Origin of the sequence: Ralstonia pickettii (assembly GCF_030582395.1) — a bacterium.
In the GTDB taxonomy this organism is placed as follows: Bacteria; Pseudomonadota; Gammaproteobacteria; order Burkholderiales; family Burkholderiaceae; genus Ralstonia; species Ralstonia pickettii_D.
Genome location: NZ_CP104382.1, coordinates 877,099 through 892,806, shown reverse-complemented (window position 1 = coordinate 892,806; position 15,708 = coordinate 877,099). Strand labels below are relative to the sequence as shown.

General features: G+C 62.4%; 12 protein-coding genes and 1 rRNA gene. 8 read left to right on the top strand and 5 right to left on the bottom strand.

What is annotated here, in order from left to right:
* Positions 1 to 31: 31 nt before the first annotated feature.
* From rrf to N5B55_RS20660, 6 genes are all read left to right on the top strand, one after another.
* Positions 32 to 144: ribosomal RNA gene (gene rrf / locus N5B55_RS20685) — 5S ribosomal RNA — on the top strand.
* A 332-nt stretch (positions 145 to 476) separates the two neighbouring features.
* Positions 477 to 1,433, top strand: coding sequence for a translesion DNA synthesis-associated protein ImuA (gene imuA / locus N5B55_RS20680; protein ID WP_304539895.1), 957 nt, complete (start codon positions 477 to 479; stop codon positions 1,431 to 1,433).
* Positions 1,366 to 2,949, top strand: coding sequence for a Y-family DNA polymerase (locus N5B55_RS20675; RefSeq protein WP_178961202.1), 1,584 nt, complete (start codon positions 1,366 to 1,368; stop codon positions 2,947 to 2,949). Before imuA ends, N5B55_RS20675 begins: the two co-directional genes overlap by 68 nt.
* 7 nt (positions 2,950 to 2,956) lie before the next feature.
* A complete protein-coding gene (locus tag N5B55_RS20670) occupies positions 2,957 to 6,196 on the top strand; it encodes an error-prone DNA polymerase (protein WP_304539894.1) in 3,240 nt (1,079 codons plus the stop codon).
* 523 nt (positions 6,197 to 6,719) lie between these two features.
* Positions 6,720 to 7,250 carry a helix-turn-helix domain-containing protein gene (locus N5B55_RS20665; RefSeq protein WP_304539893.1) on the top strand — a complete coding sequence of 177 codons (531 nt, stop codon included), beginning with the start codon at positions 6,720 to 6,722 and terminating at the stop codon, positions 7,248 to 7,250.
* 139 nt (positions 7,251 to 7,389) lie between these two features.
* On the top strand, positions 7,390 to 8,547 hold the full coding sequence (locus N5B55_RS20660) for an SLC13 family permease (RefSeq protein ID WP_304539892.1): 1,158 nt from the start codon (positions 7,390 to 7,392) through the stop codon (positions 8,545 to 8,547).
* A gap of 280 nt (positions 8,548 to 8,827) precedes the next feature.
* Here N5B55_RS20660 and fusA read toward each other — a convergent pair whose 3' ends face one another.
* Positions 8,828 to 10,930, bottom strand: coding sequence for an elongation factor G (gene fusA, locus N5B55_RS20655; protein ID WP_065854804.1), 2,103 nt, complete (start codon positions 10,928 to 10,930; stop codon positions 8,828 to 8,830).
* Positions 10,931 to 11,058: 128 nt separating this feature from the next.
* The gene (locus N5B55_RS20650; protein ID WP_304539891.1) at positions 11,059 to 11,790 is read right to left on the bottom strand and encodes a Crp/Fnr family transcriptional regulator; all 732 of its coding nucleotides are present in this window, start codon (positions 11,788 to 11,790) and stop codon (positions 11,059 to 11,061) included.
* Positions 11,791 to 11,937: 147 nt separating this feature from the next.
* Here N5B55_RS20650 and N5B55_RS20645 point away from each other — a divergent pair, with 147 nt between their 5' ends.
* Positions 11,938 to 12,471, top strand: coding sequence for an Mpo1 family 2-hydroxy fatty acid dioxygenase (locus N5B55_RS20645; protein ID WP_065854801.1), 534 nt, complete (start codon positions 11,938 to 11,940; stop codon positions 12,469 to 12,471).
* Positions 12,472 to 12,500: 29 nt separating this feature from the next.
* On the opposite strand, the gene N5B55_RS20640 is transcribed toward N5B55_RS20645, so the two are convergent.
* Both N5B55_RS20640 and fdxA read right to left on the bottom strand, forming a co-directional pair.
* Positions 12,501 to 13,322 carry a crotonase/enoyl-CoA hydratase family protein gene (locus N5B55_RS20640; protein ID WP_304539890.1) on the bottom strand — a complete coding sequence of 274 codons (822 nt, stop codon included), beginning with the start codon at positions 13,320 to 13,322 and terminating at the stop codon, positions 12,501 to 12,503.
* Positions 13,323 to 13,354: 32 nt separating this feature from the next.
* Entirely contained in the window at positions 13,355 to 13,693 is a 339-nt protein-coding gene (gene fdxA / locus N5B55_RS20635; protein WP_304539889.1) for a ferredoxin FdxA, read from the bottom strand.
* Between the two features lie 392 nt (positions 13,694 to 14,085).
* Here fdxA and N5B55_RS20630 point away from each other — a divergent pair, with 392 nt between their 5' ends.
* On the top strand, positions 14,086 to 14,532 hold the full coding sequence (locus tag N5B55_RS20630) for a RidA family protein (protein WP_369812438.1): 447 nt from the start codon (positions 14,086 to 14,088) through the stop codon (positions 14,530 to 14,532).
* A gap of 490 nt (positions 14,533 to 15,022) precedes the next feature.
* Here N5B55_RS20630 and N5B55_RS20625 read toward each other — a convergent pair whose 3' ends face one another.
* Positions 15,023 to 15,538: a GtrA family protein gene (locus N5B55_RS20625; protein WP_304539888.1), complete on the bottom strand. Its 516-nt coding sequence runs from the start codon at positions 15,536 to 15,538 to the stop codon at positions 15,023 to 15,025.
* Between the last annotated feature and the right edge of the window lie 170 nt (positions 15,539 to 15,708).

Below are 15,708 nucleotides of genomic sequence, written 5' to 3'. Positions count from 1 at the left end.
TTGACCCCGTCAACGTGGCAACAAGTCATAGCCTGGTGACCATAGCGAGTCGGTACCACCCCTTCCCATCCCGAACAGGACCGTGAAACGACTCCGCGCCGATGATAGTGCGGATTCCCGTGTGAAAGTAGGTCATCGCCAGGCTCTCCCCATACAACACCCCAGCTCAATCTTTGCGCTGGGGTGTTTGTCTTTGCGCAGGCGGAGTGCAACTCACACTCTCTGGTATGTGGCTGGTAGAACCGAATCCGCCATGGCCACGTGCGGATACATACCGAATAAAGTGACTTTCAAAGCGTTTTATTGGCGGGGAAGAATCACTCTGCACGGTATCTATCCCACTTCAAATCACCGCAATATCTGCACTTGAGCTGCGTTATCGCTGCCCCGCAACACGCCCGCAAAACTGGACTGCGCTGAAGCGAAGTTGTGATACTGTATATTCATACAGTATTCATTCGTGCCTTGGCGTTTCCATGTTTGTGTTGCCTTCGTCTCTTTCCATTGCCGAAGCTGTGGCGGAATGCGCCGTCCCCGTTGGGCGCGCGGTGCCTGGATTTCGCTCGCCCGTCCCGAAAGCCTCGAAGGTGCCTTTGCCGGAAACACTGCATCCCGCATTGTGGAGCGCAGGCCGTCTGGCGCGAGGCGACGGGCGTGTGCTGGCCACTGGATATGACGCGCTGAATGCCGAGTTGCCCGGTGGTGGCTGGCCCCTCGGCGGACTGATCGAGCTGTTGTGCCCGCAATCCGGTATTGGTGAATGCCGGTTGCTGCGCCCGGCCTTGTCTACGCTCTGCATGAGCGCACGGCGCATCGCGCTGGTTGCTCCACCGTATCTGCCGAATGCAGTGAGGCTGGTGGGCTGGGATTTTTCTCCTGAACAAATCGTCTGGGTGCGCGCTGGCGAATCGTCCGATCTTCTATGGGCCGCCGAGCAGCTTTTACGCAGCCAGGCGTTCGATGGTGTGCTGATCTGGCTGAACCGGGCACGTCCAGGGGCGTTACGCAGGCTGCAAGTGTTGGCGCAGGCCGGCGAGAGCGCCATCTGGGTGTTCCGGCCGACTCATGCACAACGAGAATCGTCGCCAGCGGTGCTGCGACTGGAGCTGGAGCCGGCTGGCGCCGATGCGCTGTCCATCCATTTCCATAAGCGGCGCGGGCCGTTGCGTGAATTGCCGTTGCTGCTGCCGTTGGCCGACCCGCTTCGGGCCGGTCGCGCTTCCGTGCGTCCGTTGCCTGTGCCGCCCATCGAGCCGTTCATCATGGATCCGGTCACGGCGAAATTGTTGGCCACGCTTTCGTCTCCTTCGTCTTCTGTGGCGTTCGACGCTTTGTCAGACGCTTCCGATTCAAACACTCCCGATCATGCCGTTCTGGATCGCGGTACATCTGCCCCGTCTCCCTCTCGACGCGCTTCGACCCCGGTGGTCTGATCCGGCTGCGCTGCCTTTGCCGGTGGTGGTGCTGGAGCAGGAGCGCGTGGTGTCGGCCAACCGGTTGGCGATGCGCGAAGGCGTACACGTGGGCTTGCGCCGGGCGGGCGCGCAGGCATTGGTATCGCACGCTATACAGCTTGATCGTGATGTGGCGGCCGAGGCGCGATTGCTGCAATCCTTGGCGCTGGCGCTGCTGGCATTCACGCCGCATGTCACCTTGGACGTAGTCGACGAGGCAACTGTGTTGTTGGAGGTGGAGGCCAGTTTGCGCCTGTTCGGCGGGCATCGCGCGCTGTGCCGGGCTGTAAAGTATTGCGCGGTTCGGTTGGGCGCCATGCCTCAGCTGGGTACCGGGCCGACAGCACGCGGTGCGGCATGGCTTGCCAGTGCGCAGCCGGTGCCGACACGTGGCCGTCGCCGCACGGCAGAACGTCAGGGGCGCGCGCGGAGGGCGGTGCGGCAGGAGCGGTTGTCGGCGTTGCTGGATCAATTGTCGATCGATGCGGTGGCGCGACTCACGCGACCCGATTGGCTTGAAGGTCTCGGCTGCCGCACGCTGGCCGATTTGCGGGAGTTGCCGCGTAGCGGCCTGCGGCGGCGCTGTGGGCCGTTGCTGGTGGATACGCTCGACGCTGCTTATGGCAACGGGCACGAGAGCTTCACGTGGTTTACCGCCCCGTTGCGCTTCGATGTGCAGCTGGAATTGCCTGGCCGCGTCGATAACGCGGAAGGTGTGCTGGCAGCCTCGGAGCAATTGTTGTTGCAACTGGTTGGCTGGCTGTCGGCGCTTCAGTTGGGCGCCAAGACGTATCGACTTACGCTGGAGCATGAACGCCGGCGCGGCCGGAGCAGTGAGGATGCCGCTTCGTCCACGCCGGTGGAGATCGCGCTGGCGCAGCCGGTTCGCACGTTGGCGCACTTGTCGCGGGTGCTGCATGAGCGCGTGCATCGGCTCACGCTGATCGCTCCGGTGGTCGAACTGCGCCTGACGGTGACCGACGCTACGCCGCTCGCACCGCCTACCGAATCGCTGTTTCCCGAGCCCGGTGGTCGCGCTGAAGACGCTGCACGCCTGATCGATACGCTGATCGCCCGACTGGGTGCCGAGAACGTCCGTCACCCGCAGCCGTGTGCCGATCATCGCCCCGAGCGCGCCAACCGCTGGGTGGAGGTGAATGCCGTAACCACCGCGCAGAGCCGTGCCGCCGCGCGTCAAGCCTTGGCGCAGTGGCATGCGCAGCAGCCGGAGCGGCCGCTGTGGCTGTTGGAAAAGCCGATTCCGCTGCTGACACGTCAGAACTATCCGTATTACCGCGGGCGGTTGCGGCTGGTGTCGATGCCCGAGCGCATCGAATCCGGCTGGTGGGATGACGACCTCATCAAGCGCGATTACTTCATCGCCGAAGGAGAAAAAGGCGAGCGTTACTGGGTATATCGCGAGCGCGTTTCCGCAAGCAAGGTCAATGCGGGAGATGAGGACGCTCGTTGGTATCTGCACGGCTTGTTCGGTTAAGCACGTCATGACTTCGGCCACGCCAGCACCCGTTCTGCCCGACTATGCAGAGTTGCATTGCATCAGCAACTTCACGTTCCTGACTGGCGCGTCGCACCCGAGCGAGCTGGTGGAGCGCGCCAAACTTTACGGTTATCAAGCTCTGGCGCTGACTGACGAATGCTCTGTAGCAGGCACCGCGCGGGCGCTTGTGGCTTCGAAGGAGCACGAACTGAAGCTCATCATCGGCAGCCGCTTCACGGTGCGCAATGCCGATGGCGAACCCTGGCTGCGGCTGGTGCTGCTGGCGCGGAACATCGAGGGTTACGGCAACCTGAGCGAAATCATCACGCACGCGCGGTTGGCCGCACCCAAGGGCGAATACCGCTTGCTGGCTGACGATTTGGCCTCGCCCCAAGGTGAACTCGCGCACCTGCGCGGCGCGCCCGATTGCCTGGCGATTCTGCTGCCTGATTACGACCCTGACCCGCAGCAACTGTTGGCTCAGGCGTGGTGGTGCCAACGCGTGTTCGGGGATCGGCTATCGATTGCGCTGGAGTTGCCGCTGCGGCACGCGGATGACCGCCATCGCGGTACGGTCTTGGCGGTGTCGGAACAGATCGATGTGCCCTTGGTCGCGACCGGCGGTGTTCAGATGCACACGCGCCAACGCAAACCGCTGCACGACGTGCTGACCGCCATCCGTCTATCCAAGCCGCTTTCCGAGTGCGGTTTGGAACTTGCGCCCAGCGCTGAACAAGCAATGCGCACGCGCATGCAGCTCGCGTTCCTCTATCAAGGCGAGGGGGGCGAGAAGATCTTGCGTCGCACGGTGGAGCTGGCCGCGTTGTGCAATTTTTCTCTCGACGAAATCGAATACGAATATCCGAGCGAAGTCGTGCCGGAAGGCATGACCCCGGCGGAATACCTGCGCGCCGAAACGTTCGCTGGCGCCGCGCGACGCTATCCGAATGGTGTATCGGACAAGGTGCATGCGCAGATTGAGGAGGAACTCGGGCTGATTGCCGAGCTGGGTTACGAGCCGTTTTTCCTGACCGTCTATGACGTGGTGAAGTTCGCGCGCAACGAAGGGATTCTCTGCCAGGGGCGAGGTTCGGCGGCCAACTCGGCGGTGTGCTATTGCCTGGGGATTACCGAGGTGAACCCGGACAGCGGCAACACGCTGTTCGCACGCTTTCTTTCGCGTGCGCGCAATGAGCCGCCCGACATCGACGTCGATTTCGAGCATCAGCGTCGCGAAGAGGTCATCCAGTACATCTACAAAAAATACGGTGTGACACGTACAGCGCTGGCAGCAGCGCTCATCACTTACCGCACGCGTAGCGCACTGCGTGACGTCGGTCGCGCGTTGGGTATCGACCTGGGCATCGTCGAGCAGGTGGCCAAGGGACAGGCGTGGTGGGATAGCCGTAAGGAATTTGCGCAGCGCGCAGGCCAGCAAGGTCTGGATCCGGAATCGCCGTTGGTGCTGCGCTGGGCGCAACTGGTGGATCAGTTGCGTGGTTTTCCGCGCCATCTGTCGCAGCACGTGGGCGGGTTCGTGATTGCGCAGGGCAAGCTTTCGCGCCTGGTGCCGATCGAGAACGCCGCGATGGAAAACCGCCGCGTCATCCAGTGGGATAAAGACGATCTCGAATCGCTGCGCCTGCTGAAGGTGGACGTACTGGCGCTAGGCATGCTGACGGCCATTCGCCGCACGCTGGACATGGTCGACGCGTTGCCCGGGCGGCGCGAGCACTACGGCGCGACGGCCAAGCTCGCCATGCAGCACCTGCCCGATGACGATACCGAAACCTACGACATGATCTGCCGAGCCGAGACCATCGGCGTGTTCCAGATCGAATCGCGCGCGCAGCAATCGATGCTGCCGCGTCTGCGTCCGCGCGAGTATTACGACTTGGTGATCCAGGTGGCTATCGTACGGCCGGGGCCGATCCAGGGCGGCATGGTCCACCCGTATCTGCAGCGGCGCGAGGCAAAGCGCAATGGCAACACCGATTGCGTGACCTACCCCGGCCCCGAGGTGAAAGCCGTGCTCGAACGCACGCTGGGTGTGCCGATCTTCCAAGAGCAGGTGATGGAGATCGCCATGAAGGCCGGCGATTTCACTGCGGATGATGCTGACCGCCTGCGCCGCGACATGGCCGCCTGGAAGCGCAAGGGGAATCTCACGCAGCATCAGGAGCGCCTGGTGCATGCGATGGTTGAGAAGAGGCGCTACGACCCTGCTTTTGTCGAAGCGCTGTGCAAACAGATGGAAGGTTTTGCCGAATACGGCTTCCCCGAAAGTCACGCGGCAGGCTTTGCCAAGCTGGCTTACGTCAGCAGCTTCCTGAAATGTCACGAGCCGGCGGCGTTTTTTGCGGCGTTGCTCAACAGTCAGCCGATGGGGTTCTATTCACCGTCGCAACTGGTGCAGGAGGCGCGGCGCAGCCATGTGCGCGTGCTGCCGGCGGACGTGACGGCCAGCGTCTGGAACAGCACGCTGCATCCCCGCGCCGATGGCGAGACCGGTCAAGATGGCCTAGTGCAACCCGATATCCGCCTCGGGTTGAATCGCATTCGGGGCATGCGTAAGCCGGCTGCCGAGCGCATCGAAGCGGCTCGCGCCCAAGCGCCATTTACCAGCGTGGAGGATCTCGCCCATCGCGCTGCGCTCGACCGCCACGACCTGAACGTGCTGGCCGCAGCCAATGCGCTCAAGTCGCTGGCCGGCCACCGTCGTCAGGCACTATGGCAAACGCTCGCACTGCAGGAGCCGGGCCGCGATCACGCGCTGCTGCGCCAGGCTCGTCCGGTGGAGGCACCGCTCGAGCTGCCAGCGCCGCCCATAGGTGAAGAGGTGATGGCGGATTACGGCAGCCTGGGGTTGTCGCTGCAGAGTCATCCGGTAGGGCTGCTGCGCGCACGGCTCGAGCGCATGCGTTTTGCCACCGCCGCCACGCTGGCCGGCTATCGCAACGGACAGCTGGCGCGCGCTTGCGGCATTGTCACGGTGCGGCAGCGGCCGGGCACGGCCAACGGCACGATCTTCGTTTCCATTGAAGACGAGACGGGCGCCATCAACGTCATCCTGTGGCCGCACTTGATCGAGCGTCAGCGACGCGAAGTGCTGAGCGCTCAGTTGCTGGGCGTCTACGGCAAATGGCAATGTGAGCGCGAAACCCGGCACCTTGTGGCCCAACATCTCGTGGATCTGACCCCACTTTTGGGGCGGCTTGCCACTTCCAGTCGTGATTTCCATTAACCGTCCACCCACAACTGCACGCCGCGTCACCTTCGGCACGGCAATTGCGTGATGAGAGGCACGCGCAGTCGCCCGTTCGGTAAGGCAGGAGGCTCCGGCGGTTCTCTCCCGCAGGGCCCCTCCAATTGGCGGATAGGGCAAGCGCGGATCGACGAAACGTGGTGCGGATGCAAGGATTTGCGCTTGAAAGATCACAAAAATGATCGGCCAAGCGAAGAAAGCGGCATCCCAGAGGGAACTGTCCCTTAAGCCGTCTTGTCACCATAAACACGGTCCGATGAGATGCGCTTTCATCACGCGTCGATATTGGGTGCAGTCGAAATTACGTCTACTCTGTAGAAAACACGTTACGGAGGCTGCCCCCAAAAACGTGTGCAACGGTGTGCATAGATCACAACCACCACCGTTGCCGTGTTGTGTATGACCGCGGACGAAGGTGCAGCCACCCGATCCGCATATTTTCAGCCCATCGTTCGGGTCCAGACCCGGCGGTGTTTCCCATCTCAGGTGCAGGAGCGAACAGATGGAACAGCCTTTCAAGCAGTTACACAGTCTGCGCAAGTCGCGCAAGCTCAAACAGGAAGATGTCGCCAAGATGGCTGGTATCTCTCGCGAAGCGTATCTGCGCGCGGAATCCGGTCGTGCCGATCCCCGCCTGTCGACGCTGATGGCCGTGGCCGGCGCGCTGGGGCTGGAGGTCGTTCTGGCGCCGCGAGAAGCCGTAGCCGAGATCGAGCGCGTGATCGCCAATCACCCGGCTCAGCCAACCCAAGGTGGCGGTGGGGCGGATGCCGGCCACGAGCGGTCGGAGCATGGCTCGGGCACGGGCGGAGGTCATGGCCTGGCTGGCCAGTATCGCGGGCCGGAGCGCCATCCGCAGTCGGCCTATCATCCGGGTGCCTCGCATAGCCAGGCAGGCCAGCAAGGCGCACCGCATGCCGGTGGCAGCGCAGAAGATCGCTCGCGCATGACGTCGGACCGGCCAGGTGCAGGCGGTTCGTCGGGCGGCTCGGATCGCCCCGGCGGCTCGGGTTCAGGTTCTCGCGAGTCCTAAGCGGATTCTCCTGGTGCAGGCCGGGCACGCACGCGCCCGGCTTGTGATTGAGCGCAGGAAGCGGTCGCACTACAATCGGCCGGGAACCCGCGCTCACTTGGGTTGCGCGCTTTCGCGCTAACGTTTCCCTTCCTTTCGTATGAACGGCGATCTGCCACGTACCCTGATGGCGAAAGCCGTGTCGCAGCACCCGCCGTTCTGGCACAACCTCAAACAAGACGTTTTTTTCTGGTCGCTGCTGGCCATTTGCGGCGCGTTGACGCTCGTAGCGCCCAAGCGCATTGCTGAATATCCGACACTGATTGACTGGCATACCATTGCAGCTTTGGCCGGTTTGCTCATTTTGACCAAGGCGGTTGAAGCCAGCGGCATGCTGCAGTTGCTGGGCCGACGCCTCGTCGAAGTGGTCAGCAGCGAGCGTGTGCTGGCGGTCAGCCTGGTCGCAGCTTCGGCGTCGCTGTCGACCGTATTGACCAACGATGTGGCGTTATTCGTGATCGTGCCGCTTACCGTCGGTTTGCGGCAGGTCGCCAGCTTGCCAGTGGCGCGGCTGGTGATATTCGAGGCGCTGGCAGTCAACGCCGGTTCAGCGCTCACGCCGATCGGCAATCCGCAGAACCTCTTCCTGTGGCATCAATCCGGGCTCTCGTTTGGCGCATTTGTCTGGCAGATGGCGCCAATGGTCATGTTGCTGATGGTCTTGCTTCTGCTGGTGACGTGGCTGGCGTTTGCGTCGCACGACATCCACCTGCATGCCGAAACCGGCGACGCAGAATTGCACAAGCGCCTACTCGTTCCTGCGCTCTTACTGTACGTGCCGTTTCTGGTGTTGACCGATTTGGGCCACCCGCTGGTGGCGGCTGCCGGGTTGATCGTGCTGTACCTCATCGGCGCGCGCTATGTGCTGGCGCGCGTGGATTGGGGCCTGCTGCTCGTGTTCATGCTGATGTTCATCGACCTGCGGCTGGCGGCGCAGCTTGGCATCGTGCGACAGGCGCTGGATGCGCTGGCGTTGAGCAATCCAATGCATTTGTACTGGGCGGGCATTGGCGTGTCGCAGGTCATCAGCAACGTGCCGGCCGCGATCCTGCTGGCCGAGTATTCGCATGACTGGCCAATGATCGCCTTTGCGGTCAGCGTGGGCGGTTTCGGCACGCTGATCGGGTCGCTGGCGAACCTGATTGCGTTGCGCATGCTGGGCGATCGCCGTGCCTGGTGGGTGTTTCACGCGTACTCGATGCCGTTTCTACTGGCTGCGGCGGGCATCGTGTACGCGTGGCTGATGTGGCTGCGTTAGGCGGGCACCGCATCCCAATCGGGCGCAAAGGCCGGTTGTACTTAGCGCAACGTCTTCGGCAACGCGGCAATGGCGGCACGGTCCGCGTCATACAGGCGCAGACGCAATGCATCGAGGCCGGACGAGCGTTTTGCGTTGTACGCGCTGTATCCGTCGCGTCGTTACCTGCCGGTGAAGGTGCATGCGTTTATCGATTTTCGGCGTAGAAAACCTGCCTGCGGGCTAACGCACACAGCACTGCGGCCGCACTCGGCGGCCGCTGCGGATCAAGCAAAAAACGTCAGACCTTCTTGGCTGCCATCACGGCTTCCGACACGTTGCGCGGGGCTTCTGCGTAGTGCTTGAACTCCATCGTGTACGTCGCGCGGCCCTGGCTGAGCGAACGCAGGTTGGTGGAGTAGCCGAACATCTCGGCCAGCGGCACCTCGGCATGCACGACCTTGCCGCCACCGCCCGGAATGTCTTCCGTGCCTTGCACCATGCCGCGCCGTGACGAGAGATCGCCGATCACGTTGCCCATGTAGTCTTCGGGCGTTTCCACTTCCACGGCCATCATCGGTTCGAGCAGGATGGGGCCGGCCTTGCGCATGGCCTCCTTGAAGGCCATCGAGCCGGCCATGCGGAACGCGTTTTCGTTCGAATCCACGTCGTGGTACGAGCCGAAGGTCAGGCGCACCTTCACGTCCACCACCGGATAGCCCGCCAGCACGCCCGTGTTGAGGGTGTCACGGATGCCCTTGTCCACCGCCGGGATGAACTCGCGCGGGATCACGCCGCCCTTGATCTCGTCGACGAACTCGTAGCCCTTGCCCTCGTTGGGCTCCAGCGTGATGACCGCATGGCCATACTGGCCGCGTCCGCCGGATTGCTTGACGAACTTGCCTTCGACGTCTTCAGCGGCCTTCTTGATGGTTTCGCGGTAAGCCACCTGCGGTTTGCCGACGGTCGCTTCCACGCCAAACTCGCGCTTCATGCGGTCGACCAGGATTTCCAGGTGCAGCTCGCCCATGCCCGAAATGATGGTCTGGCCGGATTCTTCGTCCGTCTTCACGCGGAACGACGGATCTTCCTGCGCCAGCCGGTTCAGCGCGATGCCCATCTTCTCCTGGTCGGCCTTCGTTTTGGGCTCGACAGCCTGGCTGATCACGGGCTCTGGAAATTCCATGCGCTCCAGCACGATCACGTGTTCCGGATCGCACAGCGTTTCGCCGGTCGTCACATCTTTCAGGCCCACGGCCGCGGCGATGTCACCGGCCAGCACTTCCTTGATCTCTTCGCGCTGGTTGGCGTGCATCTGCAGAATCCGGCCAAGGCGCTCGCGCTTACCCTTGACCGAGTTGTAGACCGTGTCTCCCGAATTGATCTTGCCCGAATACACGCGGAAGAACGCGAGCTGGCCGACGAACGGGTCGGTCATGATCTTGAAGGCGAGGGCGGCGAAGGGCTCGCTGTCGCTGGCATGGCGCTCAAGGGGTTCGTCTTTCTCACCATGGCCCTGAATGGATGGAATGTCCACCGGTGACGGCAGGTAATCGACCACCGCATCGAGCATCGCCTGCACGCCCTTGTTTTTGAACGCGGAGCCGCACAGCATCGGCTGGATTTCGCCGGCGATGGTGCGTTTGCGCAGGGCGCGCTTGATCTCTTCCTCGGTCAGCTCTTCTCCGCCGAGGTATTTGTTGAGCAGTTCTTCATCCGCCTCTGCGGCGGCTTCGACCATCTTTTCGCGCCATTCCTGCGCGATGGGCAGCAGCGCCGGGTCGATGTCGGTGTACTCGAACTTCACGCCCTGCGAGGCATCGTCCCACAGGATCTCTTTCATCTTGACGAGGTCGACTACGCCGCGAAAGCCGTCTTCGGCGCCAACGGGAATCTGAATCGGCACGGGGTTGCCCTTCAGTCGCTCGCGCATCTGGCGCTCAACGCGGAAGAAATCCGCGCCGATGCGGTCCATCTTGTTGACGAACGCGATGCGCGGCACCTTGTATTTGTTGGCCTGGCGCCAGACGGTTTCCGACTGCGGCTGCACGCCGCCCACGGAGTCGTAGACCATGCACGCGCCGTCGAGCACGCGCATGGAGCGCTCCACTTCGATGGTGAAATCGACGTGGCCTGGGGTGTCGATGATGTTGATGCGGTGCTCGGGGTAGTTGCCGGCCATGCCGCGCCACATGCAGTGCGTGGCCGCCGACGTGATGGTGATGCCGCGCTCCTGCTCCTGCTCCATCCAGTCCATCGTGGCCGCGCCGTCATGCACCTCGCCTATCTTGTGATTGACCCCGGTGTAGAACAGGATGCGCTCGGTCGTGGTGGTTTTGCCGGCGTCGATGTGCGCCGAGATGCCGATGTTGCGATAGCGCTCGATGGGGGTCTGGCGGGGCATGATGTTTCTCTTCCGTTGAAGGACACTCGCATCGCCAACTCCGCACCATGCGAAGGGCGAATGTGCGAGTGGGAACACATTATAGGATCGGTCCTATCCCATCGCATGTAGGGGTATTGGCTGAAATTTCACTCCCTTCCCAACTCATACCCGAGCTGGTGGAGGCGCGAAAAATCCAGCACTTCGATTTCTCCGTAAGCCAGCTTGAGGATGCCGCGTGCCTCGAAATCCTTCAAAACCTGGTTCACGGTTTGACGCGACAGTGACAACAACTGCGCAAGCTGCTCCTGTGGCACATGCAGCACACGCCGCGTGCCCAGACGCAGATCGCCATAGCCGTCCGCCATCAGTAGCAGGCGCCGCGCCACACGTACGGGGGCGGGCAGGAGAGCGGTTTCTTCCAGCAAGATGAATGTCAGGCGCAGCTTGTGAGTCAGCAGCAGGGCAAATGCATGCAGCAGCGCGGGCGAGCCGTCCAGCAGGGCGATCAGCGCTGCTTGCGGCATATGCAGCAACGTCGTATGGCCGTCGGCGCGGGCGTCATGCGTGCGGGGCTGGCGGTCGAACACACCGATTTCGCCAAACCAGTTGACCGGTTCCAGCACGGCCAGCAGGGCTTCGCGCCCGTCTGCGCTGGTGGCGCCGATCCGGATCGTGCCTTCCACCACGCAGTACAGGCCGTCGGGCGCGTCGCCACGCTGGAAGAGAAGTTCCCCGGCCCCCAGGCGCCGGACGGCGGCAATGTCGATCAAGGCGTCCTGCAGGGCCGCGTCCAGCGTGCCGAACCAGCTGCTGGCGTGCAGGCGTTCGCGGAAGGAGCGGGCGTCCAGCGTGCCGGAGCTGGCGACGGGGTGTTCCATGGTGCGGCTGAAGAGCGCTTCGGAAACGTTCGAATGTGTCGGCTACGCGACAGAGCGGCATGCCGTGCACTGACTAGGATGAAATGATCATAACGAGCGTGCGGCAGGAGCGTCCATGCTGCAAACGCACAAAATCGGGAGGCCCTCATGCGGACCCTGTCTGACCATCTTTCCAACTACGCCGCCTACCACCAGGACGGCCGCAATATTGCCACCCACTTCGTCGGCATCCCGGCGATTGTGCTGGCCGTCGCAGTGTTGCTGTCGCGGCCTGTGCTCGCAGAGCTATCAGGCGTGGCGGTGACCCCCGCGCTCATCGTGCTGACGGTGACGACGCTGTTCTACCTGCGCTTGGATGCGATCTTCGGCGTGGTGATGTTCGCGTTGATCGCCGCGTGCGTGTGGGTGGGCAACCATGTCGCCGGGCATTCGACGGCCGCCTGGTTGTCAGTAGGCATTGGCCTGTTCGTGATCGGCTGGATCATCCAGTTTGTCGGCCACTATTACGAAGGGCGCAAGCCGGCGTTTGTTGATGACCTGGCGGGCCTGGTGATCGGCCCATTGTTCCTGGTTGCCGAGACCGCGTTTGCCCTGGGTTTGCGCCACAAGCTGCGTGACGAGGTGGTCAGCCGCTCGCACGCCATGCGTGCCGCGATGGGCGTCAAGCACGCCACCGCCTGAGCTGCCAGCGTCAGGCTATTTCCAAATATCTATTCAGACTTCGAGGCCGGCTGAAAAACCGGCGCGCGATTCTGCATGCCGGCGAGCACCGCCTCGCGCTGATTGGCCGTGCCAATCAGCCGGTCCTGCTCGACCGACTCGGCCAGCAGAATGGCAGAGGTGTCGCCATCTTCCGCTGCACGCATCAAGCGCTTGCCGGCGCGAATGGCGTCGGGGCTCTTCTGCGCAATGTCACGTGCTGCCGCCAGCGCAGCAACGCGCGGGTCGTCCACTACGTGCGTCGCCAGCCCAAGTGCGCAGGCTTCTTCCCCGTTGACGATGCGGCCGGTGTAGATCAGTTCACGCAGGTGATCCGGGCGGACCAGACCGCGCGTGAGCGCCATGCCGCCCATGTCGGGCACCAGGCCCCATTTGATCTCCATGACCGACAGGCGCGTGTCGGCGGTCACGTAGCGCACGTCGGCGCCCAGCGCGATCTGCAAACCGCCGCCGTACGCGACACCATGCACCGCAGCCAACACCGGCACCGGCAGGTCGCGCCATACCGTGCAGGCGTACTGAGGCAGATTGGCCGCCCCATGCGTGCGCTTGGCAAGACGGCCGGCGCTGATGCCAGAACCGGCGTCGTTGCTGGCCAGGCCTGCCATGCTCGCCATGTCGAGGCCCGCGCAGAAGGCCCGACCCTCTCCGGACAACACGACGGCGCGAAGATCGGCCTCGTTCATCAGGCGTTCGCCAATGTTGACCAGCGCTTCGAACATGGCCGGGTCGATGGCGTTCATCTTCTCAGGGCGGTTGAGCCGGACTTCGGCCACGCCGGCGTCGATGCTGAGCAGGATGCGGTCAGTCATGGAGAGGTGGTCTATGTGAGGTCAGCGTCGAATCAATCGGGAGCGATGACCAATGCATCGCGCTTGTCTTTCACATGTGCCCAGTGCGCATGATCTTGCAGAGGCGCTTGCACCTTCGTCAGGCGGGGCCAGTCGGCGCGGCGCGAGAGCTGTGCATTCAGTGCAATGAAGTCCTGCTGATCGGCCGGCACCTCTGCCGCCGGATAGATCGCGCCGACCGGGCACTCCGGCACGCAGATCGAGCAATCGATGCATTCATCCGGATCGATCACCAGGAAATTGGGGCCGGCATGGAAGCAGTCCATAGGACAGACGGCGACGCAGTCGGTGTATTTGCATTGGATGCAGGATTCGGTCACTACATATGGCATAACTACGCGGGGTGTTTAAAACCTGTTCAAAATTCGTCCAAAATTATGCAGCATCAATCTGAACTCCGACAGGGCTCAGGCGCCGCGAGTTTGCATGGAGGGCAGGCATTTCGTCAGAGGTGTGACCTAGCAGCGTGTTCGTATCGACAAGCCCCTGCTCAAGATATGTTCGCTTGCACAGCAATCGGATCTCGTGGAATGAGGGTGCAGCTGGGCCGTCGTTACGTGCAAACCGGCGGGCCGATGCAGGCTGGCAAAGAAACCGCGGCTTTTGGCCGGGAGCGGACCTGCAAGGGAGTCTCGTTGCTCTGATAGATTCCGTACGACAGTACTCGAGCTACTGGAAATCTCACATCCTCAATATCGACATCATGGACTCCAGGCTACGTGAATTGGGCATCGAACTTCCACCCGTTCTGCCGTCACCCGGGAATTTTCTTCCTTACATGATCCGTGGCAACTACCTCTACCTGTCTGGGAAAGGCGGACCGCGCAGGGAGTTGCAACCGGGGCAGTCAGTGCCGAAAGTGGGAAGGGAAGTCAGCACCGAAGAAGCAACAGCCCACGCCAGGGAAATCGGCATCTATCTCCTCGCGTTGATGAAGGAGGCATTGGGCAGCCTGGATCGCGTGGAGCAGGTCGTCAAAGTGCTGGGGATGGTCAATGCGGTGGACGACTTTACCGAGCACACCGAAGTGATCAACGGCTGTTCCGATCTGCTAGTGGAAGTGTTCGGCGCGCGAGGCCAACACACCCGGTCTGCAGTGGGGGTCAAGTCTTTGCCAAAAGGCTTTGCCGTCGAAATTGAAGCGATGGTGGAGATCCGCGATTCTCAGTAGACGTTGGCTGATGCACCTTGCCCCAATGGCGCGGGGCAGCCGCGAGCTAGCCGTTCTAACTTATCGCCACATTTGGCTGGTGGGGTCGGATCAACGACAAAGCGCATCGCACGCTTTCGCACACAGGTGCACGAGGCGCGCCCGATATCGGCCCGGATCCGCAATTGGTCGACGTGCATTGAGTCGGCACTCAACTTGGAATCATGGCGGGCGTTAAGCACACGCCTTGCAGGGAGCATGCAGAGCCCGGGCCTATTGGCGTGCGGGTCGATTCGCAATCTGGTCGTAGCAATTGACTGGTTGATTGCGCGCCCCGAGTGGTTAGAAGCCGCTGGTCAATAGAGCGTCGACCGGGCTACTACCGGGCAGAAGCAGCGTGTTAGTGAGGGGCTTGAGGGGCCGCTCAAGCGCGGAATTGGTGGTGCCTAAACTAGCGCTTGCCCCAACTCTCTCACAACCTCACGGGCAACGCCCCTCAGCATCGCCAGCATCATAGTGACAGGGCTTCAAAGTGCTCGAGAGGGTCGCTGAGCGCCGAAATCGGGGAGGCAGGCAGTGTCGTGCTGACCAACCCGTCATCGCGAAAGGTCCAGTACCGGTGCGCCAGGAAAGCGAGCGTAGCCGACAGAGCGGAGGCACACATCTGGGCAACCAAGTAGTACAGGCCCAACCGCAGGGCGACTGCCATGATTGCGGCATTGCATCCGACGGCCATGACCGCCACCATGGCAAAGCGAATCATGGCGTTGACGTGGCCGCGGCTGGATTGAAAAACCGCGCGCCGGCTGATCACGTAGTAAAGCCCTGCGCCGATCGCGTTACTGATGACCGAAGCGCGCCAGGCGGGCACATCGGCATGCACCAGCGCAAACAGGCTGGCGTAGTGCACCAGTGTCGCACCGCTGCCGAATCCGACGTAGCGGACAAACTGCTCCACCATGGCAAGAAGATGCTGCCGAAGGATGTTCATGCACGCGCCCCTGTTCCCGGATTCGGTGGTTGCCACCTGCAATTCCCATACCAGTGAAGGCACACGGCCTGGGACGGCGCTGGGCGTACAACGACACGGACCAACGGCGGTAGGACGGTGCGCGCAAGCAATGCACCATGCACGTTGGTGATGCATCGCATTGCCTAGAGTGCTCGGTTACTGTGCACAGACCGCGATGCCTCATG